We start from the raw sequence: 25,135 nt of genomic DNA, 5'->3' as shown, positions 1-25,135 counted from the left end.
GGAACATCCATGAGCACGCAACTTCCCCTGCTGATCGAACTGGGCACCGAGGAGCTGCCGGTCAAGGCGCTGCCGGGCCTGGCGCAGGCCTTCTTCGACGGCGTCGTGGCCGCGCTGCAGAAGCGCGGCGTGGCGGTGGACGCCACCGGCGCTCGCCCGCTGTACACCCCGCGCCGGCTGGCGGTGCTGCTGCCGGGCGTGGGCACCGAGCAACCCGAGCAGCGCTCGGAAGTGCTGGGCCCGTACCTGAACATCGCCCTGGACGCCGAGGGCAAGCCGACCCGCGCGCTGGAAGGCTTCGCCGCCAAGGCCGGGGTCGAGTGGACCACGCTGGAACGCACCAGCGACGCCAAGGGCGAGCGTTTCGTGCACCGCTCGGTGAAGCCGGGCGCGCGCACCGCCGAGCTGCTGCCGGAGGTGCTGGCCGAGGCCATCGCCGGGATGCCGGTACCCAAGCCGATGCGCTGGGGCGGCCATGACTACGCCTTTGCCCGTCCGGTGCACTGGCTGGTGCTGCTGCTGGGCGAAGAGGTGGTGCCGGCGCAGGTGCTGGGCGTGGCCGCCGGCCGCAGCAGCCGCGGCCACCGCTTCGAGGCCAATGGCCCGGTGGAGATCGCCGCGCCGGGCCAGTACGTGGAAGCGCTGCGCGCGGCGAAGGTGCTGGTCGATCCGGCCGAGCGCCGCGCCCGCATCGTCGAGCAGGCCGAACAGGCCGCGGCCCAGGCCGGCGGCAGCGCGCGCATCACCGAGGACAACCTCGAGCAGGTGGTGTGCCTGACCGAATGGCCGGCGGCGGTGCTGTGCAGCTTCGAGCGCGACTTCCTGGCCGTGCCGCAGGAAGCGCTGATCGAGACGATGGAGATCAACCAGAAGTTCTTCCCGGTGCTGGACGCGGCCGGCAAGCTGACCGAGTACTTCATCGGCACCGCCAACATCGAGTCGCGCGACGTGGCCGAGGTGCGCAAGGGCTACGAGCGCGTGATCCGCCCGCGTTTCGCCGACGCCCGCTTCTTCTTCGACGAGGACCTCAAGCAGGGCCTGGTGGCCATGGGCGAGGGCCTGAAGACCGTCACCTACCAGGCCAAGCTGGGCACCGTGGCCGACAAGGTCGCGCGCGTGGCCGCGCTGGCCGAGGCGATCGCGCCGCAGGTCGGCGCCGATCCGGCGCAGGCGCGCCGCGCCGCCGAGCTGGCCAAGAACGACCTGCAGAGCCGCATGGTCAACGAGTTCCCGGAGCTGCAGGGCATTGCCGGCCGCCACTACGCGCTGGCCGCCGGCGAGCCGCCGGAAGTGGCGCTGGCGATCGACGAGGCCTACATGCCGCGCTTCTCCGGCGACGCCATCGCCAGCTCGCGCCTGGGCCAGGTGCTCGCCATCGCCGAGCGCCTGGACACCTTGGCCGGCGGTTTCGCCGCGGGCCTGAAGCCGACCGGCAACAAGGACCCGTTCGCCCTGCGCCGCAATGCGCTGGGCCTGGCGCGGACGCTGATCGAGTCCGGTTTCGAACTGTCGCTGAAGGAACTGCTGGAAAGGGCGGCGCAGGCGATCGGCCCGCTGCCGGCCGGCAAGGACGGCGCCACCGCGTCGGCCGATCCGGCCGAGCTGTACGACTTCATCCTCGACCGCCTGCGCGGCTACTACGCCGACAAGGGCGTGCCCGCCGCGCACTTCAACGCGGTGGCGGAGCTGCGCCCGGCCTCGCTGGCCGACTTCGACACCCGCATCGCCGCGATCGGCACCTTCGCCGCGCTGCCGGAGGCCGATGCCCTGGCCGCGGCCAACAAGCGCATCGGCAACATCCTGAAGAAGGCCGACATCGCCATTCCGGAGGCGACCGACCCGGCGCTGTTCGCCGAGGACGCCGAGCGCGCCCTGGGCGAGGCGGTGGAGGCGGCGCTGGCCGAGACCGACGGCCCGCTGCGGCAGCACGACTACGTGCGCGTGCTCGAGCGCCTGGCGCAAGTGCGGCCGCAGGTGGACGCGTTCTTCGACCAGGTGATGGTCAACGCCGAGGACCCGGCCGTGCGCGGCAACCGCCTGGCCCTGCTCAAGCGCCTGGCCGACCGCTTCGGCGCGGTGGCCGCGATCGGGCACCTGTCGGCCTGATCCCCGCGGCGCGTGGCGGCCCCGCCGTGCGCCACCGCCTCCATTGCCGGCCGCGGGGTTCGCGGCCGGCGGTACGCGGCCCTTCAGGCCGCCTTGGCGCGATCCCGGTATCCTGCGCCGATGCCGCTTCCATGTCGCGTCCAAGCCTGCCTGCCCCTCCTGCTCCTGGCCCTGGCGCCGTCGCTGGCGCTGGCGCGCGGCACCATCAGCAAGATCGAGATCGACGGCCTGGAGAAGGACCCGGCGATCGAGCAGAACGTGCGCCTGTCGCTGGGCCTGAACGACGTGCTGGGCAAGGAACAGGGCGAGTCGCGGCTGGAGCTGCTGTTGCTCAACGCCGAGCGCGACGCCCGCCGCGCGCTGGAGCCGTTCGGCTACTACTCGCCCAGCATCGAGGTCGACTCGGTCCGCGACGAGCAGGACCGGATCACCGTCACCCTGCGCATCGACAAGGGCCAGCCGGTGCAGGTGCGCGACTTCCGGGTCGACATCGCCGGCCCCGGCGGCGAGGACCACTACCTGCAGGAAGACCTGGCCGGCTTCCGCCCGCGCCCGGGCGAGCGCTTCGACCACGCCCTGTACGAGGAACACAAGGACGGCATCACCCGGCGCCTGGCCGAACGCGGCTACTTCGACGCCGACTTCCTCACCCGCGAGGTGCGGGTCAGCCGCGCCGAGGCCGCGGCCGACGTCGACCTGGTCTGGGACAGCGGCTTCCGCTACGACATGGGCCCGACCACCTTCCACCAGGACTACTTCCGGCCCGGCCTGCTGGAGAAGCTGGTGACCTGGGAGGAAGGCAGCTACTACCACGAGGGCAAGCTCGACCGCCTGCGCGAGTCGCTGGTGCGGCTGGACTACTTCAGCGCGATCGACATCCAGCCCAAGCCGGAGGAAGCCAGCGACGACCTGCGCGTGCCGGTGGACGTCAACCTGGTGATGGCCAAGCGCAACATCTACACCGCCGGCCTCTCGTACGGCACCGAAAGCGGCACCGGCGTGCGCCTGGGCGTGGAGCGGCGCTACGTCAACGACCGCGGGCACAAGCTCAACTGGGACCTGGACTGGGCGCAGAAGCGCAAGAGCTTCCTCACCCAGTACCGGGTCCCTGCGTTCGCCTGGCTGGACGGCTGGTACGGCTTCTCGATCGGCTTCTACGACGAGCAGACCGACTACATCGACCTGCGCAACGTGAAGCTGGTGGCCAGCCGCAGCGGCGAGATCAGCGAGCGCTGGACCGCGGTGGCCTCGCTCAACGCGCTGCGCGAGCGCTGGAGCTACGACATGGACACGGCCACCGGCTCGCGCCTGTACACCTATTCCACCCTGGTCTACCCGGAACTGAGCGCCACCTACGTCGACGTGGACGACCGCCTGTTCCCGCGCCGTGGCCTCAGCGGCACCCTGGCCGTGCGCGGTGGCGTGGAGAACGTGGGCTCGGACACCAGCTTCATCCAGCTGCACGGCAGCGGCACCTGGTACCGCCCGTTCGGCGTGGCCGACCGCCTGATCGTGCGCGGCGAGGCCGGCACCACCTGGACCGGCGAACTGGTGGCGATGCCGCCCAGCCTGCGCTTCTTCGCCGGCGGCGACCGCAGCATCCGCGGCTACGCCTGGCGCGAGGTCGGCCCGCGTACCCCGCCGCCGGACAACTTCGCCCTCGGCGCGCGCCGGGTGGTCACCGCCTCGGTCGAGTACGAGCACTACTTCAAGGGCGGCCCCTGGGGCGGCGCGGCCTTCGTCGACGCCGGCGATGCCTTCGACGGCGACTTCAACCCGCGCGTGGGCGTGGGCATCGGCGCGCGCTGGCGTTCGCCGGTGGGTCCGGTGCGGATCGACATCGCCCATGGCCTGGACGACCCTGATTCCAGCTTCCAGATCTACCTGAGCCTGGGGGCCAACCTGTGAGCACGACCGACGCCCCCGCCCCGCCGCCGCGCCGCCCGCGCTTCTACCGGCGCCGCCGCTTCTGGGCCTGGTCCGGCCTGGGCGTGCTGGCGCTGGTGCTGGCCGTGCTGGTCGCCGTGTACTGGCTGCTGCAGACCGTGGCCGGGCGCGACGTGCTGCTGGCGCAGATCGTCTCGCGCCTGCCGGTGGACTCTGCGCTGACCTGGGAGCGCGCCGAGGGCCCGGTCGCCGGTCCGCTGGTCCTGCATGGCCTCGAATTCCGCTACCAGGACTACCGGTTCACCGCGCGCCGGGCGGTGCTCGATCCCGACATCCGCCCGCTGCTGGGCAGGCGCCTGCGCCTGGATGCGTTCGTGCTCGAGGACGCCACCCTCAACCTGGCACGCAGCGACGAACCGTTCGAGCTGCCCAGCTGGCCGGAGTCGCTGCCGGCGATCGAGATGCCACTGGCGATCCAGGCCGACGCGATCATGGTCGACGGCCTGCGCGTGAGCTCCGGCGGCGAGCCGGTGATCGACATCCGCAGGCTGCGCGGCGGCATCGACATCGCCAACGGCCGCCTGCACGCCGAACACCTGCAGGTGGACAGCGACCTGGGCCTGTTCGCGGTGCACGGCGACTACGTGCCGGCCGAGGACTACCGCAGCGACCTGCTGGCCACCGCGGTGTTCCCCGCCGCCGACGGCGGGGTGCCGGCGCGGCTGGGGCTGATCGCGCGCGGCGACCTGTCGCGCATGGAAGTGGGCATCGGCGGGCGCGCGCCGCAGCCGCTGCGCGCCACCCTGGGCCTGGGCGGCAACGCCGACGCGCCGGCCTGGCAGCTGCGCGCGCGCAGCGAAGGCCTGGATCCGGGCCTGTTCACCGGCGCCGCGCCGATGGACGAGCCGCTGGCGTTCGAGTTGCAGGCCGACGGCAGCGGCGGCGCGGCCGACATCTCCGGCCGCGCGCGCGTGGCCGGCCAGGACGTGGTGGTCGCGCCCTCGCACGTGCGGCTGGAGGACCAGATGCTGGAAGTCGAGCCGCTGGTGCTGCAGCTGCTCGAAGGCCAGGTGAGGCTGCGCGGCCGCGCCGACTTCACCAATCCCGACGAGGGCCGCTTCCGCTTCGCGCTCAATGCCGAGGGCATCCGCCTGCAGCCGGCCGAGCCGGACGCGCCGGCGGTAGGCATCGACGCCGCCCTGGGCCTGGCCGGCAGCACCACGCTGTGGGCCGCCTACGGCGATGCCGGCCTGCAGCGCGGCAGCGACCGCGCCAGCCTGCAGCTGGATGTGCGCGGCGATGCCGGCAGCGCGCGCATCCATGCGCTGCGCGCGCGCATGCCCACCGGCACCCTGGAGGCGCAGGGCCAGGCCAGCTGGGATCCGGTGCTGGCCTGGGACCTGGCGCTGCGCCTGGACGGCTTCGATCCGGGCTATTTCGTCCCCGGCTGGGACGGCAACGTCAACGGCCGCCTGGCCAGCAACGGCCGCGAGCGCGCCGCGCCGGGGCAGCCGGCCGACGGCTTTGACGCCAGCTTCGTGCTGGAGGACCTCGGCGGCCGCCTGCGCGGGCGCCCGCTGGACGGCCGCGGCCGCTTCCAGCTGCAGGGCGAGGCCGGCAATGGCGCGCTGGAACTGGCGTTGGGCGGCAGCCGGGTGCAGGCCAGCGGCCTGGTTGGCGACCGGATCGACGTGCAGGCCCGGCTGCAGCCGCTGCGCCTGGACGACCTGCTGCCCGGCACCGCCGGCAGCCTGCAGGGCAGCCTGCGCCTGCGCGGCCCGCGGGCCACGCCGGACCTGGACGCCGACCTGCAGGGCATGGGCCTGCAATGGGGCGACTGGCGCGCCGCCTCGCTGTCGCTGCGCGGGCGCCTGCCCTGGCGCGGCCGCGACGGCGACCTGCGCCTGCTGGCGCGCGACATCGAGGCCGGGCTGGCGATCCAGCGCATCGACGTGCACGCCCGCGGCGCGGTCGCCGACCTGCACCTGGACGCCGAGGTCGACAGCCCGGAGGCCGCCGGCATCGTCCTGTCCGCGCAGCTGCGCGAACGCGGCAACGGCTGGCAGGGCACGCTCGAGCGGCTGCGGATCGCGCCGGCGCGCGGCAGCGCCTGGGCGCTGCAGGAGCCCGCCGCCTTCAGCCAGGCCGGCGAACGCTTCCAGCTGCAGCCGGCCTGCCTTGCCACCGCCGGCGCCGACGGCGACGCCGCGCTGTGCGCGCAAGCGGACTGGCCGCGCCGCGGCCTGCAGCTGCACAGCGACCGCCTGCCGCTGACCCTGGTCCAGCCGTGGCTGCCCAAGAACGAGGGCCGCTCGCTGGTGCTGCGCGGCGAGCTGTCGCTGGACGCCGACCTGCGCCCGCAGGGCGGGCGCTGGAGCGGCGGCGTGCACCTGGCCTCGCTCGAGGGCGGCCTGCGCCTGGGCGACCGCACCCGCCGCGAGCTGGTGCGCTACGACCACTTCAGCCTGGACGTGGAGTTCGACCCGCGCCAGATCAGCGGCCGCCTCGGCAGCGGCTTCTCCGGCGACGGCTACATCGATGCCCGGGTGGCCACCGGCTGGGATCCCGGCTCGCCGCTCAACGGCGAGATCTACACCTACATGTCGCGCCTGTTCTGGCTGGAGCTGTTCTCGCCGGACCTGGTGCGGCCGCGCGGCGTGCTGCGCGGCCACGTGAGCCTGCGCGGCACCCGCGCCGCGCCGGCGCTGGGCGGACAGCTGCTGCTGGAGGACTTCCAGGGCGAACTGCCGGCGCTGGGCCTGGTGCTGAGCGAGGGCCGCGGCATGCTCGACGCGCAGCCGGACGGCTCGGCGCGGATCGAGGCCTCGATGCGCTCCGGCGAAGGCACGCTGCGGGTGGACGGCGGCCTGTCCTGGTACGGCCAGGCCACGCCGCTGCAGCTGGCCATCCGCGGCCAGGACGTGCTGATCGCCGACACCCCGATGCTGCACGCGGTGGCCAATCCCGACCTGCGCTTCAGCATGGACGGGCCGACCATGGTCCTGACCGGCGAGGTCGGCGTGCCCAGTGCGCGCATCGACCTGGAACGCTTCGAGCAGGGCGCGGAGATCTCCGAGGACGTGGTGGTGCTGGACCCGGTGGACCCGGAGGAAACCGCCGAGGCACCGCTGGACCTGGACCTGGCCCTGGTGCTGGGCGAGGACGTGCGCCTGAGCGGCTACGGCCTCACCGGCACCCTCGCCGGGCGCCTGCAGGTGCGCGCCCGCCCCGGCCGCGAGATGACCGCCACCGGCGCCCTGGACGTGGGCGGCAAGTACGAGGCCTACGGCCAGGAGCTGCAGATCACCCGCGGACAGATGACCTGGAGCAACAACCGGGTCAGCGACCCGCGGGTGAACCTGCGCGCCGAGCGCCGCGTCGGCGACGTCACCGCCGGCATCGACGTCACCGGCAACGCCACCACCCCGCGGGTGGAGGTGTGGTCCAACCCGGGCATGCCGCAGTCCGAGGCCCTGGCCTACCTGATGCTGGGCCGCAGCCTGGAAGGCGCCACCCGCGACCAGGCCAACCAGGTGACCGCGGCCTCGGCGGCGATGTCCGCCGGCACCGGCCTGCTGGCGGCGCAGCTGGGCTCGCGCCTGGGCTTCGACGACGCCGGCGTGACCCAGTCGCGCGCCCTGGGCGGTTCGGTGGTGGGCGTGGGCAAGTACCTGTCGCCCAAGCTGTACGTCGGCTACGGCGTGTCGCTGGTCGGCAGCGGCCAGGTGCTGATCCTCAAGTACCTGCTGCGGCGTGGCTTCGACCTGGAGATCGAGTCGTCCACGGTGGAGACCCGCGGCTCGGTCAACTGGCGCCACGAACGCTGATCCGTGACCTGCGGCGGTTGTCGCGCGCGGCGCGCGCGGCTACCGTCCCCGGTTCGTTTCCCAGCTGGATCCCCAGATGTCCAAAGCAAGACCCGCCGCGCTCGCCGGCCTCGCCCTGGCCTGCCTTACCGCCCTGTCCGCGCCCGCGCGCGCCGACGAAGGCATGTGGATGCCCTCGCAGCTGCCGCAGCTGGCCGGCGCCCTGCGCGAGGCAGGCTACGCCGGCGATCCGGCGCAGCTGGCCGACCTGACCGCCGCCCCGCTCAACGCGGTGGTGCGTGCCGGCGGTGGCACCGGCGCGTTCGTGTCCGCCGACGGCCTGGTGCTGACCAACCACCACGTCGCCTTCGGCGTGATCCAGTACAACTCCACGCCCGAGCGCAACCTGATCGACAACGGCTACGTCGCCGCCACCCGCGCCGAGGAACTGCCGGCCAACCCGGACTTCCGCGTGCTGGTGACGGTCGGCTTCGACAGGGTCACCGACCAGGTCCTGGCCGGCACCCGCGGCCGCAAGGGCCGCGCCTACCAGGAGGCGGTGGAGGCGGCGACCAAGCGCATCGTCTCCGAATGCGAACAGGAGCCGGGCATCCGCTGCTCGGTGGCGGCCATGTACGCCGGCAGCGACTTCTACCGCATCCGCCAGCTGGAGCTGCGCGACCTGCGCCTGGTCTACGCCCCGCCGCGCGCCATCGGCAACTACGGCGACGAGATCGACAACTTCATGTGGCCGCGCCACACCGGCGACTTCACCATCCTGCGCGCCTACGTCGGCAAGGACGGCAAGCCGGCCGCGTATTCGCCGGACAACGTGCCCTACAACCCGCCCTCGCACCTGCAGGTCTCGGCCACCGGACCGAAGGTCGGCGACTTCGCCATGCTCGCCGGCTACCCGGGCGTGACCTACCGCCACCGCACCGCGGCCGAGTTCGCGCGCCAGGTGGAGTGGACCCTGCCGGCGCGCGTGGAGCTGTTCGACGCGCTGATCGCGGTGATCGAGCAGGCCGGCCGCGAGGACGCCCGCGCCCGCACCCTGTACGCCTCGCAGCTGCAGGGCCTGAAGAACAACCGCAAGCGCGCCGCCGGCGAGCTGGAAGGCCTGCGCCGCAGCGACGCGGTGCGCCAGCGCACGGCCGACGAGCAGGCGATGCTGGCCGCCACCCCCGCTGCCGAGCGCCGCGAGATCGACGCGCTGGCCGAGGTGCTGGAGCGCGACAACGCCATGCGCGAGCGCGACCTGCTGCTGGGCGTGGCCACCTCGCAGAGCCAGCTGCTGCGTTCGGCCCTGGTGCTGGAGCGGCTGCGGATCGAGTCCGGCAAGCCCGACGCCGCGCGTGCCCCCGGCTACCAGGCACGCGACCTGGCCCTGATCGAGGGCCAGCTGCGCCAGGTGCAGCGCCGCTTCCACCCGGAGGTGGAGAAGGCCCTGCTGCGCGAGCTGCTGGGCCGCTACCAGCAACTGCCGGACGCGCAGCGCGTGGCCGAGTTCGACGCCGCCTTCGGGCGCACCCCTGAGGCGCTGGCGCGGGCGCTGGATGCGCTGTACGCCGGCACCGGCCTGGGCGACGAGCAGGCGCGCCTGGACGCTTTCGCCGCCGCGCGCGAGGGCAAGGCGCTGCCGGCCGATCCGCTGCTGGCCCTGGCCGCGCGCCTGGTCCCGGCGCAGATCCGCCTGGAGAACGTGCGCAAGACCAGCGAGGGCGAGCAGCTGCGCCTGCGCCCGGCATACATGCGCGCGCTGGCCGCCTGGCGCAAGGCCCAGGGCCGCGCCCTGTACCCGGATGCCAACGGCACCCTGCGCGTCAGCTACGGCAAGCTCGCGCCGTTGCAGCCGCGCGACGCGGTGAGCTACGCCCCGGTCACCACCGTGGCCGGCATCGTCGAGAAGCACACCGGCCAGGTGCCGTTCGACGCGCCACAGCCGCTGCTGGACGCGATCGCCGCCGGCGACTTCGGCCACACCGCCGATCCGGAGCTGGGCACCCAGACCGTGGATTTCCTCACCAACCTGGACACCACCGGCGGCAACTCCGGCTCGCCGGTGCTCAACGCCCGCGGCGAGCTGATCGGCCTGAACTTCGACAGCAACTGGGAAGCGGTCAGTGCCAGCTGGTGGTTCGACCCGCGCTACAAGCGCGCCGTCCACGTGGACATGCGCTACATGCGCTGGCTGATGGAAAAGGTCTACCCTGCCCCGCACGTGCTGCGGGAAATGGGGCTGTAAGCCCGGCCACCTCCCTGTCGGCGCGTCCACGTGCCGACAGGGAGGCTGCATGCGCAGGCTGTTGCTTTGCACGATGCTCGGGCTGGCGATCGCCGGCCCGGCCATGGCGGACGACCCCGCCGCCCCCGCTGACAACCCGCGCCTGGCAGCGATCTACGCGGCCGACCAGGCCGCCCGCAGCCGCGACGACATCGACTGGGACATCCAGCGCGAGCACGACCGTGCCCACCGCGCCGAGGTACTGGCGCTGCTGCGCGCCGGGCAGCTGCGCACGGCCACCGACTACTTCCGCGCCGGCATCCTGTTCCAGCACGGCGAAAGCGATGACGACTACCGCACGGCGCTGGCCCTGGCGCAGGTTTCGGCAACCCTGGATCCGCAACGCAGCGCCGCGCGCTGGCTGACCGCCGCGGCCTGGGACCGGTTGCTGCTGCACCGCGGCCAGCCGCAGTGGTACGGCACCCAGTACCAGGCCGGGAAGGACGGAGCGCTGGAGCTTTCCCCGGTTGACGAGGACGCGGTCGACGACGCCGGGCGGCTGCGCATGGGCGTGCCCACCCTGGCCGGGGCGCGCGCCCGCGCGGCGGCGATGGGCGGGGACTGAGCCGGACCGGGGACTGCGCGCGCGGCGCTTGTCAACGGCTTACATCGCCGGCGGCAGGGGGCGACAATCGGTTTTCCGACTCTTTCCTCGCGAAAACCGCAGTCCATGACCGAGATTTCCCCCGCGCTCGCGCGCAAGATCGCCCAGACCATCGCCGAGGAAATCGGCGCGCAGACGCAGCAGGTGCAGGCCGCCGTCGCGCTGCTCGACGAGGGCGCGACCGTGCCGTTCATCGCGCGCTACCGCAAGGAAGTCACCGGCGGCCTGGACGATACCCAGCTGCGCAACCTCGAGGTGCGCCTGGCCTACCTGCGCGAGATGGAGGAGCGCCGCGCCGCGATCCTGGCCAGCATCGCCGAGCAGGGCAAGCTGACCGACGAACTGCGTGCGGAGATCGAGGCGGCCGACAGCAAGTCGCGCCTGGAGGACCTGTACCTGCCGTACAAGCCCAAGCGCCGCACCCGCGCCCAGATCGCGCGCGAGGCCGGGCTGGAGCCGCTGGCCAACGGCCTGCTCGAGGATCCGACCCGCGTCCCGGAGGAGTTCGCCGCGCAGTTCGTCGACGCCGACAAGGGCGTGGCCGACGCCAAGGCGGCGCTGGAGGGCGCGCGCGCGATCCTGATCGAGCGCTGGGGCGAGGACGCCACCCTGCTGGGCGAGCTGCGCTCCTGGCTGGAGGCCAATGGCCAGATCCGCTCGAAGGTGGTCGAAGGCAAGGAGACCGCCGGCGAGAAGTACCGCGACTACTTCGACCACGCCGAGCCGCTGGCGAAGATCCCCTCGCACCGCCTGCTGGCGCTGTTCCGCGGCCGCCGCGAGGAGTTCCTGCAGCTGGACCTGGAGCCGGGCGCCGACGCCGAGGCCGGCCACGCCTACGCCGAGGGCCGCATCGCCCGCCACGCCGGGATCGAGGACCGCGGCCGCCCCGCCGACGCCTGGCTGCGCAACGCCTGCCGCCTGGCCTGGCGCGCCAAGATCCACATGCACCTGCTGCTGGACCTGTTCAACCAGGCGCGCGAGAAGGCCGAGGCGGAGGCCATCGCGGTGTTCGGCGACAACCTCAAGGACCTGCTGCTGGCCGCCCCGGCCGGCCCGAAGGCGGTGCTGGGCCTGGACCCGGGCCTGCGCACCGGCGTGAAGGTGGCGGTGGTCGATCCCACCGGCAAGCTGGTGGCCACCGACACCATCTACCCGCACGAGCCCAAGCGGCAGTGGGACCAGTCGCTGGCCACGCTGAAGAAGCTGTGCGTGGCCCACGGCGTGCAGCTGATCGCGATCGGCAACGGCACCGCCTCGCGCGAGACCGACAAGCTGGCCGGCGAGCTGCTGAAGCTGGCGCCGGAACTGAAGATGCAGAAGGTCGTGGTCAGCGAGGCCGGCGCCTCGGTGTACTCGGCCTCCGAGCTGGCCGCCAGGGAATTCCCGAACCTGGACGTGTCGCTGCGTGGCGCGGTGTCGATCGCCCGCCGCCTGCAGGATCCGCTGGCCGAGCTGGTCAAGATCGAGCCCAAGGCCATTGGCGTGGGCCAGTACCAGCACGACGTGGACCAGTTCCGCCTGGCGCGCGCACTGGACGCCAAGGTCGAGGACTGCGTGAACGCGGTCGGCGTGGACGTGAACACCGCCTCGGCCGCGCTACTGGCGCGCGTGTCGGGCCTGAGCCCGACCGTGGCCGAGAACATCGTCGCCTACCGCGACCAGAACGGCGCCTTCCCCTCGCGCAAGGCGCTGCTGAAGGTGCCGCGCCTGGGCGAGAAGACCTTCGAGCAGTGCGCCGGCTTCCTGCGCATCAACGGCGGCGAGCAGCCACTGGACGCCTCGGCGGTGCACCCGGAGGCCTACCCGGTGGTCGAGCGCATCCTCGCCGGCACCGGCCGCGAGGTGAAGCAGATCATCGGCGACACCGCCTTCCTGCGCTCGCTCAAGCCCGAGCAGTTCACCGACGAGAAGTTCGGCGTGCCGACCGTGCGCGACATCCTCAAGGAGCTGGAGAAGCCCGGCCGCGACCCGCGCCCGGAGTTCAAGGCGGCGAAGTTCGCCGAGGGCGTGGAGGACATCAAGGACCTCAGGCCCGGCATGATCCTGGAAGGCGTGGTCAGCAACGTCGCCGCGTTCGGCGCGTTCGTGGACATCGGCGTGCACCAGGACGGCCTGGTCCACATCTCCGCCCTGTCCGGGCGCTACGTCAAGGATCCGCGCGACGTGGTCAAGGCCGGCGACATCGTCAAGGTGAAGGTGCTGGAGGTGGACGTGGCGCGCAAGCGCATCGCCCTGACCTGCCGCCTCAGCGACGAGCCGGGCCAGGCCAGCGCGCGCGATGCGCGTGGCGGCGACCGCGACCAGCGCAACGGCCCGCGCGGCGGCGATCGCGGTGGCCGTGGCGGCAACCCGGCGCGTGCGCCTCAGCAGGCCGCGCCGTTCAACAGCGCCATGGCCGATGCGCTGAAGAACCTGCGCCGCGGCTGAGCAGGCCGGCAGCGACCAACGAGGGGCCGGCATTGCCGGCCCTTCCTTTTTGCAGATGGCTACCCGCGTACCGGTCGCGTCGGGGGACTACTCGGCCCACTCCAGGTCCGTGGTGAAGGCGATGGTGAGCCAGCGCTGGTGCGGGTCCCCGCCAATGCGATCACCAATGCGGTCGCGCAGCCGGTCCCATGACTCCAGCGTGCGCGGTGGCAGGCCCGGCGGCACGATGAAGTGCAGCTCGATCTGGCGGCCACGCCCGACCCGGGCCACGTAGGCGCGGAAGTCGAGGAAGCCCTCCTCCTCCACCACCTGGCGCGCGACCTCGTCCACGTGCAGGCGCAGGTCCTGCGGAGTCACCAGCAGGATGTCCTCCAGTGCGCGGCGGATCGTGCCCAGCGGCAGCGGCAGGATCAGCAGGCACACCAGCGCCAGCACGCCTGGGTCGATGTAGGGTGTCCAGCGCTCCAGCGGCGTGCCCTGCAGCATGCCGCCCATGGCGAACGCCAGCAGCAGCGCGGTGGTGATCGCGCCGGACATCATCCAGGCCTTCGCATCCAGCGCCACCAGCTGCGACTTCAGGCGGCGGTTCGCGCGCAGCTGGTAGACCGACATCACGATGCAGGCCACCAGGGTGACGCCGGCATACAGCATGGCGTGGCCGAAGTGCAGCACGCGGCCACCCTCGATGAAGCTGTGCACCGCGTTGATCAGGGCGTACAGCACCGCGCTGGTGAGCATCAGCCCGCTGCAGGCCAGGACCATCGGCTCCAGGTGCCAGAAGCCCATGCTGAAGTGCTCGACCAGGCGCCGGTTCTGCGGCCCGCCGGCATCGGCCGCGGCGATCAGCCGCGCCACCAGCAGGGTGACCACCGTCATCAGCACGTCCACCAGCGAGTACACGCCATCGAAGACGATGGCGAAGGAGCGGGACAGCAGTCCGAACACGATCCCCAGCGCCGCGACCAGCAGGGTCACGCCGATGGAGACGGCCAGCACCGTCTGCTCGCTGGGACCTGCCTGGACCTGCCGTGGCGGAAGTGGCGACGACGACATGGCGTCGAGGTTAACGCGGCGGCGGTCTGGCGCATGCGGCACCGCCCGGTAGCGCCCCGTCGCGACGCGCCGGGCAGGCCACGCCGGAAGCAGGGCCGGGGAAGCCGGAGCGGAATCGGCCGCGCCCGGCAACCCGGGCGAACCGCTCAGGCCGCTTCGGCCGCCTTGCGGAACTCGTCGTAGGCGGCCTGGGCATTGGCGGCGTACATCAGCGACGGCCCCCCACCCATGTAGACCGCCACGCCCAGCATCTCGCGGAACTCCTCCGGGGTGGCGCCCAGGCGCACCAGCGCCTTGGCGTGGAAGCCGAGGCAGCCGTCGCAGCGGTTGGCCACGCCGATGGCCATGGCGATCAGTTCCTTGGTCTTCTCGTCCAGCGCGCCCGGCGCCATCGCCGCCTTGGCCAGCGCGCCAAAGCCCTGCATCACGTCGGCATTGTGGGTGCGCAGCGCGGTGAGGTTGCGCGAGATGTCACGGGTCAGTTCGGTGTAGTTGGCGGCGTTCATGCTGGCCTCCGGCAGTAGGATGTGCAGCGAGAATATTAGCGATTGCTAAATTAGTCAATGCTCATATAATGGCCGCATGAGCCCAGCCATCTCCCGCAAGGACCTCGCCTTCATGCAGCAAGGCGCCGCCGAGGCGGCCGCCATGCTGCGCACGCTCGGCCACGAGCAGCGCCTGCTGGTGCTGTGCCTGCTGGTCGGCCATGGCGAGCTGGGCGTTGGCCAGCTGCTGGAGCAGGTGGACCTGAGCCAGTCGGCGCTGTCGCAGCACCTGGCGCGGATGCGCGCGGACGGCCTGGTCGACTGCCGGCGCGAAGGCCAGGCCGTCTACTACCGCATCGCCGATCCGCGCGTGGCCACGCTGGTGGGCGCGCTCAAGTCCGTGTTCTGCCCCTGAGGGATTCCCCATGAAAACCATCGATGCCCGCACCGCCCGTTCGCTGCTGGAACAGGGCGCATTGCTGGTCGATATCCGCGCGCCGGACGAACATGCGCGCGAACGCATCAGCGGCGCCTGCTGCGTTCCGCTGGACCGGCTTCAGGCCGCGCCGCAGCTGCGCGACGCCGCCGCCAGCACCGTGGTCTTCCACTGCCGCTCCGGCATGCGTACCCGGGCCAATGCCGCCGCGCTGGAAGCCGCGGCCGGCGGTCGCGAGGTCCTGCTGCTGGACGGTGGCATCAATGCGTGGAAACAGGCCGGGCTGCCAGTGGTGCGCGAAGCCGGGGCGCCGCTGGAGCTCAACCGCCAGGTGCAGATCGCCGTGGGCGTGCTGCTGCTGGCCGGCAGCACGCTGGCGGCGACGGTCTCGCCCTGGTTCCTGCTGCTGACCGGCTTCCTCGGCGCCGGCCTGCTGTTTGCCGGCGTGTCCGGCTTCTGCGGCCTGGCCCACGTGCTGCTGCGCATGCCATGGAACCGGGCGATGCGCGCCTGAACCACGGCGTGCGGCGTCCGGGTTATCCGGCTGCCGGCACCCGCAGGTCCTCGACCACCGTGCCCCAGGTGGTGATTTCCTCGTCATGCGGCAGGTCGCGGAAGGTTTCGGCCAGCGCCTGCTCGTACCACTGCCGCATCGGCTCCAGCTGCAGCAGGCGCTGCGCGTAGGCTTCCGCCTGCGGGTCCGCCAGCGACAGGCCGTAGCCCTGCAGGCGGAACGCCACCGGCGCGAAGAACGCATCGACCGCGGTGAACGCCGCACCGGCCAGGAACGGCCCGCCGAAGCGCGCCAGGCCTTCGGCCCACAGCGTGGAGATGCGGTCGAGATCGCGCTGCAGCGCCGGCGGATGCTCGCGCAGGCGGATGCGCTGGCCGCAGGTCATGGAACAGCGCGTGCGCAGTTCGCCGAAGCCGGCATGCATCTCGCTGGCGGCGCTGCGCGCCCAGGCGCGGGCCAGCGGGTCCTGCGGCCACACGCCGGGATGGCGCTCGCCCAGGTATTCGACGATCGCCAGCGATTCCCACACCGTCGTATCGCCATCCACCAGCAGCGGCACCTTGGCGCTGGGCGACAGCGCGCGGAAGCGCTCCCATGCGGCCACGTCGTGGAACGGCACCATCCGTTCCTCGAACGGGATGTCGAGCATCCGCAGCAGCAGCCATGGCCGCAGCGACCAGGACGAGTAGTTCCGGTTGGCGATATGCAGGATGTACATCGGCACGCTCCTTCGCGCCGCCGGGGCGACGGCGTACGCGCCGATCATACGGCGCCGCCGCGGCCGCTTCAGGCCACGCGGCTGCGGCGCTGGCGTTCCAGGTGGACCAGCAGCAGCGAGATCGCCGCCGGGGTCATGCCGGGAATGCGCTGGGCCTGGCCGATGCTCAGCGGACGCACGCGCTCCAGCTTCTGCTGTACCTCGGCCGACAGGCCGCGCACCGCGGCGTAGTCGAAGTCCGCGGGGATCGGGGTGGACTCATGGCGGCGCTGGCGCTCGATCTCCTCGCGCTGGCGGTCGAGGTAGCCGGCGTACTTGACCCCGATCTGCACCTGCTCGGCCACCTGGGCATCGTCCACGCCCGGGCCCAGTGCCGGCACCCGCATCAGCGCGGCGTAGTCCAGCTCCGGGCGCTTGAGCAGGTCCAGGGCACTGGTCTCGCGGCTCACCGCCACGCCCAGCACCTGCTCCACCTCGCGGCCCACGGCATTGGCCGGGGTGGCCCACAGCGCGCGCAGGCGCGCGGTCTCGCGCTCGATCGCCTCGCGCTTGGCGCAGAAGCGCGCCCAGCGCACGTCGTCGACCAGGCCCAGGCGGCGGCCGGTCTCGGTCAGGCGCAGGTCGGCGTTGTCCTCGCGCAGCTGCAGCCGGTACTCGGCGCGGCTGGTGAACATGCGGTACGGTTCGTTGGTGCCGTGGGTGATCAGGTCATCGACCAGCACGCCCAGGTAGGCCTCGTCGCGGCGCGGCGCCCAGCCGTCCTGCCCGCGCACGTGGCGGGCGGCGTTGAGGCCGGCCAGCAGGCCTTGGGCCGCGGCCTCCTCGTAGCCGGTGGTGCCGTTGATCTGGCCGGCGAAGAACAGGCCCGACACCAGCCGCGTCTCCAGCGTGGGCTTGAGCCCGCGCGGGTCGAAGAAGTCGTACTCGATGGCGTAGCCGGGACGGGTGATGTGCGCGTGCTCGAAACCACGGATGCTGCGCACCAGTTCCAGCTGCACGTCGAACGGCAGCGAGGTGGAGATGCCGTTGGGGTAGATCTCCACCACGTCCAGGCCCTCCGGCTCGACGAAGACCTGGTGGCTCTCCTTGTCGGCGAAGCGCACCACCTTGTCCTCGATCGAGGGGCAGTAACGCGGGCCGATGCCCTCGATCTGGCCGGTGTACAGCGGCGAGCGGTCCAGCGCGCCACGGATGATCTCGTGGGTGCGCGCGGTGGTGTGGGTGATCCAGCACGGGACCTGGCGCGGATGCTCCTCGACCCGGCCGAGGAAGGACATCACCGGCAGGGGATCGTCGCCGGGCTGCTCCTCCATCACCGAGTAGTCGAGGCTGCGGCCGTCGATCCGCGGCGGGGTGCCGGTCTTGAGGCGGTCGATGGCGAACGGGCGCTCGCGCAGGCGCGCGGCCAGGGTGGTGGATGGCGGATCGCCCATGCGCCCGGCCGCGTAGGTGGTCTGGCCAATGTGGACCTTGCCGGCCAGGAAGGTACCGGCGGTCAGCACCACGGCCGGGGCCTCGAAGCGCAGCCCGGTCTGGGTGATGGCGCCGCGCACGGCGTCGCCTTCGATGACCAGGTCATCCACCGCCGCCTGGAACACGGTCAGGTTGGGCTGGTTCTCGACCATGCGCCGGATCGCGGCGCGGTACAGCGCGCGGTCGGCCTGGCAGCGGGTGGCGCGCACCGCCGGGCCCCTGGAGGCGTTGAGGGTGCGCCACTGGATGCCGGCCAGGTCGGCGGCATGGGCCATGGCCCCGCCCAGGGCGTCGATCTCCTTGACCAGGTGGCCCTTGCCGATGCCGCCGATGGCCGGGTTGCAGCTCATCGCGCCCACGGTCTCGATGTTGTGGGTCAGCAGCAGGGTGCGCGCCCCGGAGCGGGCCGAGGCCAGGGCGGCCTCGGTGCCGGCGTGGCCGCCGCCGATCACGATGACGTCGTACTGGTGGAAGGAGGAAGGCATGGGGGCGGTTCCCGCCACGGCCGGGGGTCCCGCGCGGGGACCAGGCACGGCCGGGCTTTTTTAGGACAGGCCCTAAAGTTTGGCACGCTTCGTGCGGATATACCGGATGTGCACCCATCGCGGCAAAGCGTCGGGGGGCGCTGATCGGAATTGGAACAGGGGCCGATCATGCGCGCGATGGGGAAGCCTGGGGCCGGCAGTCGGGGGACTGCCGGCCCCCTTTTTTTGCCCGCAACCCGCGTCGCTACGGGTTTTCCGGCCCGGAAAAGGGACAGCCCGGCCTTTCGGGCCGGGCTGTGCAGAGGTGCCGACGTCCGGTAGGGCCGGAACAGGGGGGATCCAGATTTCCCTACCGGACATCGACATGGCTTGGCCGGACTGGGTCAGAAGTTGACGCCGCCGGTCACACGGGCGCTAGCTTGCCGGCGCGCGCCGCACAAACGCAAGCGTATTTTCAGCGCTCCAGCGTGCGCCGCGTCTCAAACCTGGGAACCCGCTCGGCCCGCCGCGGGCTGCTGACCGGACGCGGGACGTCGCCGGCCACCGGGCGCGGCGAGCGGACCGTGGCCGGACGCGATTCGCCGTAGGTGGCCGGGCGCGGCCCACCCGTGACCGCCGGCTGCGCGGCCGGGGCGGCGTTGGCCTCCTCGGCACGCAGGCGCTGCTGCAGCGGCAGGCGCCGACCCTGGTTGTCCGGACGCGGACGGTACTCCTGCACCGGGCGCGGCGCCGGGGCGGCGGCCGGCCCCATGCCGCCCGGCCGGCCGGCGGCCTGCGGGCGGGGCTGGTAGGGGCCACCCTGGGCCGCCTGCGGCCTGGGCTGCGGACGCCCAGGGCCGCGCGCGGCGCCGTCGCGCTGCTCGCGCAGCCGGTCCAGGTCACGCCAGGGCGCGCGCTCGCGCGGGCGGTCGTGGCCGGGATTGTCGTGTTTCGGCGGCGGCGGGCGATGGCCTTCCGGGCGGCTGCCGCCGGCGGTGGCCGGCGGCCGCACCGGCGGGCGGTACGGCGCGTGGTAGTACGGGTAGGCGGGATAGCCGTAGGCCGGGTAACGCCCGCCGTAGTAGTAATGCACCCCCAGCGAGACGCCCGGGGTGTAGCGGTAATAGGGGTAGCCGTAACCGTACTCGTGGTAGTGGTACTCGGTGACCGGCGCACCGCTGTAATAGTCGCCACCGTAGCCGGTGCCCACGTAGTCGTAGGTCGCGCAACCGGACAGCGCCAGGGCGCAGGCCAGTCCGCTCAGCATCCTCAGTTTCATGGGCCACCCCCTGTACGGTATGCCGGCAGCTTCGGTGCCGCGCTTTGAATCCGTGCTTAACCCTTGCCGCTCCCGCGCCCCAATGCAGCCTTGGGCAGGGGTCGGCGGCGGGGCCGTTCAGTTAACCTGTGTCGCATGATCCCCCAGTTGCCCGCCGCCGACGAGGTATTCGCCGCCGCCGCGCGCATCGCAGGCCGGGCAGCCACCACCCCGGTGCTGCGCTCGCGCACGCTCGACGCACTGGCCGGCTGCACCCTGTTCCTGAAGGCCGAACACCTGCAGCGCAGCGGCGCGTTCAAGTTCCGCGGCGCCTGCAACGCGGTGGCGGCGCTGGATGCCGAAGCCGCCGCCCGCGGCGTGGTCACCCACTCCTCCGGCAACCACGGCGCCGCCCTGGCGCTGGCCGCGCGCGAGCGCGGCATTCCCTGCCACGTGGTCGTCCCGGAGGGCGCGGTCGGGGCCAAGCTGGCCAACATCAGCCGCCACGGCGCCGTGCTGTGGCGCTGCGCGCCCACCCAGGCCGCGCGCGAGGCCACCTGCGCGGACGTCGCCGCGCAAGCCGGCGCCAGCATCGTGCATCCCTACGAGAACCGGCTGGTGATCGCCGGCCAGGGCACGGCCGCGCTGGAACTGCTGGACCAGGCCGGCAGCCTGGACGTGCTGGTGGCGCCGGTCGGCGGCGGCGGCCTGGCGGCCGGCTGCGCGTTGGCGCTGGAAGTCGCCGGGGGCGGCTGCCGCCTGCTGCTGGCCGAACCGGCCGGCGCCGCGGATGCCGCGCATGCCCTGGCGCATGGCGCGCCGCCGCAGGACTTCGTCCCGGACACCGTGTGCGACGGCCTGCGCGCGCGCATCGGCGCACCCAACCTGGCGGTGCTGCGCGCGGCCGGCGCCGAGGTCGCAGTGGTCGATGACGCGGCCACTCTGGAGGCCATGCGCCTGGCCTGGCAGGTGCTCAAGCAGACCATCGAACCGTCCTCGGCGCTGGCCCTGGCCGCGGTGCTGGCGCGTGCGCCGCAGCTGGCCGGCAAGCGCGTGGGCGTGATCCTCACCGGAGGCAACGTGGACCTGGAGGCATTGCCTTGGCGCGCCTGAGATCGCGGCGCCGGCGCGGCGGCGGATTCGGCCGCTGGATGGCGCGGCTGATGCTGCTGGTCCTGGCCTGGCTGGCCGGCGTGGCCGGCTGGATCGTATGGGTCGGGCACCGCGACGATGCGCGCCCGGCCGACGCGATCATCGTGCTCGGCGCCGCCGCCTACGACGCGCGGCCTTCGCCGGTGTTCGAGGAACGCATCCGCCACGGCCTGAACCTGTACCGCGCCGGCTACGCCCCAGTGCTGCTGTTCACCGGCGGCTACGGCACCGGCGCGCGCTTCGCCGAATCCCAGGTGGCGCGGCGCTACGCCGTGCGCCACGGCATCCCGGAAGAGGCGATCCTGATCGAGACCTCCTCGCGCACCACCCTGCAGAACCTGCTGCAGGCGCGCGAACTGATGCGGCAGCGCGACCTGCACAGCGCGATCATCGTCAGCGACCCGCTGCACATGTCCCGCGCCTTGCGCCTGTGCCGGCACCTGGGCATCGAGGCGGCCGGCTCGCCCACGCCCAGCACCCGCTTCCGCAGCTTCCAGACCCAGTGGCGCTTCCTGCTGCAGGAGGTCTACTTCTTCCACCGCGACCTGGTGGCGCGCCTGGCCTGAAGCGCGCCGTATCATGCGCGGCCTTCCCTCCACCGGAACCAAGATGAGCAACGACACCACCCCGCAGGCCCGGGCCATTGCCCTGGTCACCGCCTACTACGACGCGTTCAACCGCGGCGACCGCCAGGCCATGCTCGCGCTGCTGGCCGAGGACGTGGTCCACGACCTCAACCAGGGCCCGCGCGAAACCGGCCGCGAGGCCTTCGCCGCCTTCATGCAGCGCATGGACGCCAGCTACCGCGAGCGGCTGGAGGACATCGTGGTCCTGGCCACGGCCGACGGCACGCGCGCGGCGGCCGAGTACGTGGTCCACGGCCAGTACCTGAAGGACGACGAGGGCCTGCCGCCGGCCAAGGGCCAGGCCTACGTGCTGCCCGGCGGCGCGTTCTTCGACATCCGCGACGGCAAGATCGCGCGGGTGACGAACTACTACAACCTGCAGGACTGGATTGCGCAGGTGGGGTGAGAGCGGGAATTCGTGATTTGTGATTCGTAATCGCGCGTAGCCCGGATAAGCGAAGCGCATCCGGGGCTTTGCGCACGGCGGAGTGCTGGTCGCGCAGGCGTGCCGACCTTCTCCCCGGCGCCTCCCCGGTGGGGGAGGCGCGCCACGCGCCTCAGGGATTGCGGCGGCGGATGGGGATGGAGGAGACGGGGACGGCGGCGATCTCGTGGCCGCCGTGGCGGATCGGGGCGCCGGGGTCCGGGGCCCAGGCCTGGGCGTAGATCACTTCCCAGGTGCTGGGCAGGCGCCCGTCGGCGTCGCGCAGCGGTTCGTAGGCGGCTTCGGCGGCGGCGAAGCGGGCACGGCCGGTCAGGCTGCGGCGGCGGCTGGCCAACGCATTGGTCGCGCCGATCGCGCGCAGTTCGCGCATCAGCGCCGGCAGGCCGGTGTAGGTCAGGGTGAACAGGTCGCGGTCCAGCACCGGGTCGCGGAAGCCGGCCTGCACCAGGGCGTCGCCAAAGCCGGCGATCGAGACGAACGGGCTCACGTGCGGCGCCTCGTCGGCCACGGAGAACGCCTCGCGCAGTTCGACCAGGGTTTCCGGGCCGAAGCTGGAGCACAGCAGCAGGCCGCCGGGCTTGAGCACGCGGCGGAAGCCGGCGAACACCGCCGGCAGGTCCTCCACCCACTGCAGGCAGAGGTTGGAGAAGATCACGTCCACGCTGTTGTCCGCCAGCGGCAGCGCGCGCGCATCGGCGCACACGCGCGCGAACGGCCTCCACCAGCCGGCCTGGCGGCGCGCCTGGCGCAGCATCGGCAGGGCCAGGTCCACGGCGACCACCTGCGCCTTCGGCCAGCGCTTGCGCATGGCTGCGGCGGCATGGCCGGTGCCGCTGCCGAGGTCCAGCACCACCTGCGGCACCTTGTCGTCGAGGTAGACCAGCGACTCGAGCAGGCGCGTGCGCACTTCCGCCTGCAGGGCGGCGGCATCGTCGTAGCCGGCGGCGGCGCGGGAAAAGGCGCGGCGCACCTGGCGGGGGTCGAATACGGGATCCATGGCGGAGGGCGGCTCAGGGCCCGGTATTGTCGGCGAAAGCCAGCAGCTGCGCTGCGACCGCATCGACATGCCCGAGGAACGGTGCGTGCCCGGCGCCGGGCAGTTCCACGAAGCGCGATCCCGGCGCGCGCCCGGCGGCGGCGGCCATGCCGCGCGGATTGACCAGGCGGTCGCGGCGCCCGGCCAGCCACAGGCTGGGCACCGCCAGCGAGGGCAGGCTGCGGCGCAGGTCGGTGGATTCCAGCAGCTGCAGGCCGGCGTGCAGTGCTTCCGGCTGCGGGCGCCCGCGCGCGTGCAGCAGGGTGCGCAGCGACTTCAGCTCGGCGCGGCCATGCTCGGAGCCGAGCGTGTCCAGGGCGATGAAGCGCTCGAGGGTGCCGTCGTAGTCCTGCTCCAGGTCGCGCGCGAACTGTTCGAACACCGCCGGCTCCACCGCGTGCGGCCAGTCCGGTGCGCGCACGAAGCGCGGCGTGGCCGCGACCATCACCAGGCCGCGCACGGTGGGCAGCGAGGCGGCGGCGCGCAGCGCGAACAGGCCGCCCAGCGACCAGCCCAGCCACAGCGCCGGCGGCACGCGCGAGGCGATCTCGCTGGCGACCGCGGCCGGCTGCAGCGGCACCTCCGAGTCGCGGCTGTGGCCATGCCCGGGCAGGTCGACCAGGTGCAGGCGGAAGCGCGGGGCAAGGCGTTCGGCCAGCGGCGCGAACACGCCGCCGTGCAGCGCCCAGCCATGGATCAGGACCAGGTCCGGTCCGCTGCCGAGGGTTTCGATGTGCATGCGTGCATTGTCGCCCATGGCGGGCGACGTACGCCGCTCAATGGTGGCGGCGCCGGGCCGAGGCGATGCGCCGGATCAGGCGGTGCCAGAGGATGATGGCGTGGCTGCGCATCACCCGCGCGCGCCACCAGCGCACCGGCCACGGCCGCCGCAGGTGGGCGCCGATCTCCGCGGCCAGCCATTCCGGGTCGAAGCCGTCCCACACCGGCGCCACGCTGCACAGGTTGGGCACCAGCACCGGGTGGACCTCGTTGCGCAGGATCTTCTGCAGCTCGTCCAGCGAGTACGGCGATTGCGCCAGCACCCCGGCGACGCGGGTCAGCACTTCGGCGTCGACGTCCGTGTCGAGGTACAACTCGGACATCGCTTCCCACACCTGCCGGCGTTCCGGCGTTGGCGCGGTGGTACTCACGCCACGGCTTCGCGTCCGTTGTCGACGCGCTCGCGCGCATCGGCGATCGCAGCCAGCAGCGCCTGCACCTGCTGCGGGGTGTGCAGGGCCGAGAGGGTCACACGCAGGCGCGAACTGCCCTCGGGGACGGTGGGCGGCCGGATCGCGGTGACCAGGAAGCCGGCCCGCTCGATCGCCGCGGACATGGCCAGCGCGCTGGCCTCGCTACCGCACACGATCGGCTGGATCGGCGTGTTCGAGGGCATCAGTTCCAGGCCGAAGCGGCTGGCGCCCTCGCGGAACAGGCCCACCAGCTCGCGCAGGCGCTCGCGGCGCCAGTCGTCGCGGCGGGCCAGCTTCAGCGCTGCCAGCGAAGCGGCGGCCAGGGCCGGCGGCAGCGCGGTGGTGTACAGGTACGGGCGCGCGGTGCCAGCCAGGTGTTCGATCAGGTCGGCGTCGCCGGCCACCACCGCGCCGTAGCCGCCCAGGGCCTTGCCCAGGGTGACCAGCTGCAGCGGCACGTCGGCCACGCCCAGCCCGGCCTCGGCCACGCTGCCGCGGCCCTGCGGGCCGAGCACACCAGCGCCGTGGGCATCGTCCACGTACAGCAGGGCCTCGCCGGTGCGCGCCACCAGCGCCAGCGAGCGCAGCGGGGCCACGTCGCCATCCATGCTGAAGACGCCGTCGGTGGCCAGCATCGCCGCACCCTCGCCGGTGCCGCGCAGCTGGCGCATCGCGCCTTCGGCGTCCAGGTGCGGGTAGCGGCGCAGGCGCGCGCCGGCCAGGCGGGTGGCGTCGATCAGGCTGGCGTGGTTGAGGCGGTCCTGCACGCAGACGTCGCCGTCCTCCAGCAGCGCCTGCTGCACCGCCAGGTTGGCGGCGAAGCCGCTGCCGAACAGCAGCGCGCGCGGCACGCCCAGCCATTCGGCGACCTCGCGCTCCAGCTGCTGGTGCAGCGCGTGGTGGCCGCACACCAGGTGCGAGGCGGTGGCGCCCACGCCTTCGCGCGCGGCGGCGTCCTGCAGCGCGGCGCCGACCTCGAACTGCGCGGCCAGGCCCAGGTAGTCGTTGCCGCAGAAGCCGGTCAGCCACTGCCCGTCGACCTCCAGGCGCACGCCGTCGCGGCGGGTGATGGTGCGCCGCTGGCGCAGCCGGCCCTGCGCGGCGCGGAGGCGGTGGTCGGACTGGATGCGTTCGCGGATGTCGATGCGGCCCATGATTCCCTGCACTT

General features: G+C 72.8%; 20 protein-coding genes. 11 read left to right on the top strand and 9 right to left on the bottom strand.

Annotation, left to right across the window (positions count from 1 at the left end; translation table 11 throughout):
• Positions 1–9: 9 nt before the first annotated feature.
• From glyS to EIM47_RS06820, 6 genes are all read left to right on the top strand, one after another.
• Positions 10–2,106: a glycine--tRNA ligase subunit beta gene (gene glyS, locus EIM47_RS06845; protein ID WP_125076501.1), complete on the top strand. Its 2,097-nt coding sequence runs from the start codon at positions 10–12 to the stop codon at positions 2,104–2,106.
• Positions 2,107–2,226: 120 nt separating this feature from the next.
• Positions 2,227–4,014, top strand: a complete 1,788-nt coding sequence (locus tag EIM47_RS06840; protein WP_125076500.1) for an autotransporter assembly complex family protein — start codon at positions 2,227–2,229, stop codon at positions 4,012–4,014.
• Complete coding sequence (locus tag EIM47_RS06835; protein WP_125076499.1) at positions 4,011–7,820, top strand: translocation/assembly module TamB domain-containing protein; 3,810 nt, start codon at positions 4,011–4,013, stop codon at positions 7,818–7,820. The genes EIM47_RS06840 and EIM47_RS06835 overlap by 4 nt, the downstream gene beginning before the upstream one ends.
• Positions 7,821–7,884: 64 nt before the next feature.
• Entirely contained in the window at positions 7,885–10,044 is a 2,160-nt protein-coding gene (locus EIM47_RS06830; protein ID WP_125076498.1) for a S46 family peptidase, read from the top strand.
• A 49-nt stretch (positions 10,045–10,093) separates the two neighbouring features.
• A complete protein-coding gene (locus tag EIM47_RS06825) occupies positions 10,094–10,648 on the top strand; it encodes a DUF6624 domain-containing protein (protein ID WP_125076497.1) in 555 nt (184 codons plus the stop codon).
• Between the two features lie 105 nt (positions 10,649–10,753).
• Positions 10,754–13,114, top strand: coding sequence for a Tex family protein (locus EIM47_RS06820; protein ID WP_125076496.1), 2,361 nt, complete (start codon positions 10,754–10,756; stop codon positions 13,112–13,114).
• 87 nt (positions 13,115–13,201) lie between these two features.
• Here the strand turns inward: EIM47_RS06820 and EIM47_RS06815 are convergent, their stop codons facing one another.
• Positions 13,202–14,167, bottom strand: coding sequence for a cation transporter (locus EIM47_RS06815; RefSeq protein WP_125076495.1), 966 nt, complete (start codon positions 14,165–14,167; stop codon positions 13,202–13,204).
• Positions 14,168–14,313: 146 nt separating this feature from the next.
• Positions 14,314–14,673: a carboxymuconolactone decarboxylase family protein gene (locus tag EIM47_RS06810; RefSeq protein WP_019399988.1), complete on the bottom strand. Its 360-nt coding sequence runs from the start codon at positions 14,671–14,673 to the stop codon at positions 14,314–14,316.
• Between the two features lie 76 nt (positions 14,674–14,749).
• On the opposite strand from EIM47_RS06810, the gene EIM47_RS06805 reads away from it, so the two are divergent.
• A complete protein-coding gene (locus EIM47_RS06805) occupies positions 14,750–15,067 on the top strand; it encodes a metalloregulator ArsR/SmtB family transcription factor (protein ID WP_019399989.1) in 318 nt (105 codons plus the stop codon).
• 10 nt (positions 15,068–15,077) lie between these two features.
• A complete protein-coding gene (locus tag EIM47_RS06800; RefSeq protein ID WP_019399990.1) occupies positions 15,078–15,602 on the top strand; it encodes a rhodanese family protein in 525 nt (174 codons plus the stop codon).
• A gap of 22 nt (positions 15,603–15,624) precedes the next feature.
• Here EIM47_RS06800 and EIM47_RS06795 read toward each other — a convergent pair whose 3' ends face one another.
• From EIM47_RS06795 to EIM47_RS15740, 3 genes are all read right to left on the bottom strand, one after another.
• Positions 15,625–16,320 carry a glutathione S-transferase family protein gene (locus tag EIM47_RS06795; protein ID WP_125076494.1) on the bottom strand — a complete coding sequence of 232 codons (696 nt, stop codon included), beginning with the start codon at positions 16,318–16,320 and terminating at the stop codon, positions 15,625–15,627.
• A gap of 68 nt (positions 16,321–16,388) precedes the next feature.
• A complete protein-coding gene (gene mnmG / locus EIM47_RS06790) occupies positions 16,389–18,278 on the bottom strand; it encodes a tRNA uridine-5-carboxymethylaminomethyl(34) synthesis enzyme MnmG (RefSeq protein ID WP_125076493.1) in 1,890 nt (629 codons plus the stop codon).
• Positions 18,279–18,732: 454 nt separating this feature from the next.
• Positions 18,733–19,536, bottom strand: a complete 804-nt coding sequence (locus EIM47_RS15740) for a hypothetical protein (RefSeq protein ID WP_205948691.1) — start codon at positions 19,534–19,536, stop codon at positions 18,733–18,735.
• 135 nt (positions 19,537–19,671) lie between these two features.
• Here EIM47_RS15740 and EIM47_RS06780 point away from each other — a divergent pair, with 135 nt between their 5' ends.
• Genes EIM47_RS06780 through EIM47_RS06770 form a run of 3 tightly spaced genes read left to right on the top strand, consistent with a single transcriptional unit; the run spans position 19,672 to position 21,699 of the window.
• On the top strand, positions 19,672–20,628 hold the full coding sequence (locus EIM47_RS06780; RefSeq protein WP_125076492.1) for a pyridoxal-phosphate dependent enzyme: 957 nt from the start codon (positions 19,672–19,674) through the stop codon (positions 20,626–20,628).
• Positions 20,616–21,233 carry a YdcF family protein gene (locus EIM47_RS06775; protein ID WP_164514558.1) on the top strand — a complete coding sequence of 206 codons (618 nt, stop codon included), beginning with the start codon at positions 20,616–20,618 and terminating at the stop codon, positions 21,231–21,233. The genes EIM47_RS06780 and EIM47_RS06775 overlap by 13 nt, the downstream gene beginning before the upstream one ends.
• Positions 21,234–21,276: 43 nt before the next feature.
• Entirely contained in the window at positions 21,277–21,699 is a 423-nt protein-coding gene (locus EIM47_RS06770) for a ketosteroid isomerase-related protein (protein WP_028915747.1), read from the top strand.
• A 151-nt stretch (positions 21,700–21,850) separates the two neighbouring features.
• On the opposite strand, the gene bioC is transcribed toward EIM47_RS06770, so the two are convergent.
• The 4 genes from bioC to bioF are packed head-to-tail and all read right to left on the bottom strand — an operon-like array spanning position 21,851 to position 25,121.
• Positions 21,851–22,735 (bottom strand): malonyl-ACP O-methyltransferase BioC, encoded by an 885-nt coding sequence (bioC, locus tag EIM47_RS06765; RefSeq protein WP_125076491.1) that lies wholly within the window; start codon positions 22,733–22,735, stop codon positions 21,851–21,853.
• 13 nt (positions 22,736–22,748) lie between these two features.
• Positions 22,749–23,513 (bottom strand): pimeloyl-ACP methyl ester esterase BioH, encoded by a 765-nt coding sequence (gene bioH, locus EIM47_RS06760; RefSeq protein WP_125076490.1) that lies wholly within the window; start codon positions 23,511–23,513, stop codon positions 22,749–22,751.
• A 37-nt stretch (positions 23,514–23,550) separates the two neighbouring features.
• Positions 23,551–23,877, bottom strand: a complete 327-nt coding sequence (locus EIM47_RS06755) for a hypothetical protein (protein WP_232211027.1) — start codon at positions 23,875–23,877, stop codon at positions 23,551–23,553.
• Positions 23,878–23,921: 44 nt separating this feature from the next.
• Positions 23,922–25,121 carry an 8-amino-7-oxononanoate synthase gene (gene bioF / locus EIM47_RS06750; RefSeq protein WP_019398106.1) on the bottom strand — a complete coding sequence of 400 codons (1,200 nt, stop codon included), beginning with the start codon at positions 25,119–25,121 and terminating at the stop codon, positions 23,922–23,924.
• Positions 25,122–25,135 lie beyond the last annotated feature (14 nt).

The sequence above is a fragment of the Pseudoxanthomonas sp. SGT-18 genome (assembly GCF_003931645.1).
In the GTDB taxonomy this organism is placed as follows: domain Bacteria; phylum Pseudomonadota; class Gammaproteobacteria; order Xanthomonadales; family Xanthomonadaceae; genus Pseudoxanthomonas.
Note: the sequence above shows the minus strand (reverse complement) of the source record. Positions and strands in the feature narration are given on the sequence as shown.

Coding starts and splice junctions, on each gene's coding strand:
- glyS (WP_125076501.1), top strand. CDS start 10: ATGAGCACGCAACTTCCCCTGCTGATCGAACTGGGCACCGAGGAGCTG.
- EIM47_RS06840 (WP_125076500.1), top strand. CDS start 2,227: ATGCCGCTTCCATGTCGCGTCCAAGCCTGCCTGCCCCTCCTGCTCCTG.
- EIM47_RS06825 (WP_125076497.1), top strand. CDS start 10,094: ATGCGCAGGCTGTTGCTTTGCACGATGCTCGGGCTGGCGATCGCCGGC.
- EIM47_RS06820 (WP_125076496.1), top strand. CDS start 10,754: ATGACCGAGATTTCCCCCGCGCTCGCGCGCAAGATCGCCCAGACCATC.
- EIM47_RS06815 (WP_125076495.1), bottom strand. CDS start 14,167: ATGTCGTCGTCGCCACTTCCGCCACGGCAGGTCCAGGCAGGTCCCAGC.
- EIM47_RS06810 (WP_019399988.1), bottom strand. CDS start 14,673: ATGAACGCCGCCAACTACACCGAACTGACCCGTGACATCTCGCGCAAC.
- EIM47_RS06805 (WP_019399989.1), top strand. CDS start 14,750: ATGAGCCCAGCCATCTCCCGCAAGGACCTCGCCTTCATGCAGCAAGGC.
- EIM47_RS06800 (WP_019399990.1), top strand. CDS start 15,078: ATGAAAACCATCGATGCCCGCACCGCCCGTTCGCTGCTGGAACAGGGC.
- EIM47_RS06795 (WP_125076494.1), bottom strand. CDS start 16,320: ATGTACATCCTGCATATCGCCAACCGGAACTACTCGTCCTGGTCGCTG.
- mnmG (WP_125076493.1), bottom strand. CDS start 18,278: ATGCCTTCCTCCTTCCACCAGTACGACGTCATCGTGATCGGCGGCGGC.
- EIM47_RS15740 (WP_205948691.1), bottom strand. CDS start 19,536: ATGAAACTGAGGATGCTGAGCGGACTGGCCTGCGCCCTGGCGCTGTCC.
- EIM47_RS06780 (WP_125076492.1), top strand. CDS start 19,672: ATGATCCCCCAGTTGCCCGCCGCCGACGAGGTATTCGCCGCCGCCGCG.
- EIM47_RS06770 (WP_028915747.1), top strand. CDS start 21,277: ATGAGCAACGACACCACCCCGCAGGCCCGGGCCATTGCCCTGGTCACC.
- bioC (WP_125076491.1), bottom strand. CDS start 22,735: ATGGATCCCGTATTCGACCCCCGCCAGGTGCGCCGCGCCTTTTCCCGC.
- bioH (WP_125076490.1), bottom strand. CDS start 23,513: ATGCACATCGAAACCCTCGGCAGCGGACCGGACCTGGTCCTGATCCAT.
- EIM47_RS06755 (WP_232211027.1), bottom strand. CDS start 23,877: ATGTCCGAGTTGTACCTCGACACGGACGTCGACGCCGAAGTGCTGACC.
- bioF (WP_019398106.1), bottom strand. CDS start 25,121: ATGGGCCGCATCGACATCCGCGAACGCATCCAGTCCGACCACCGCCTC.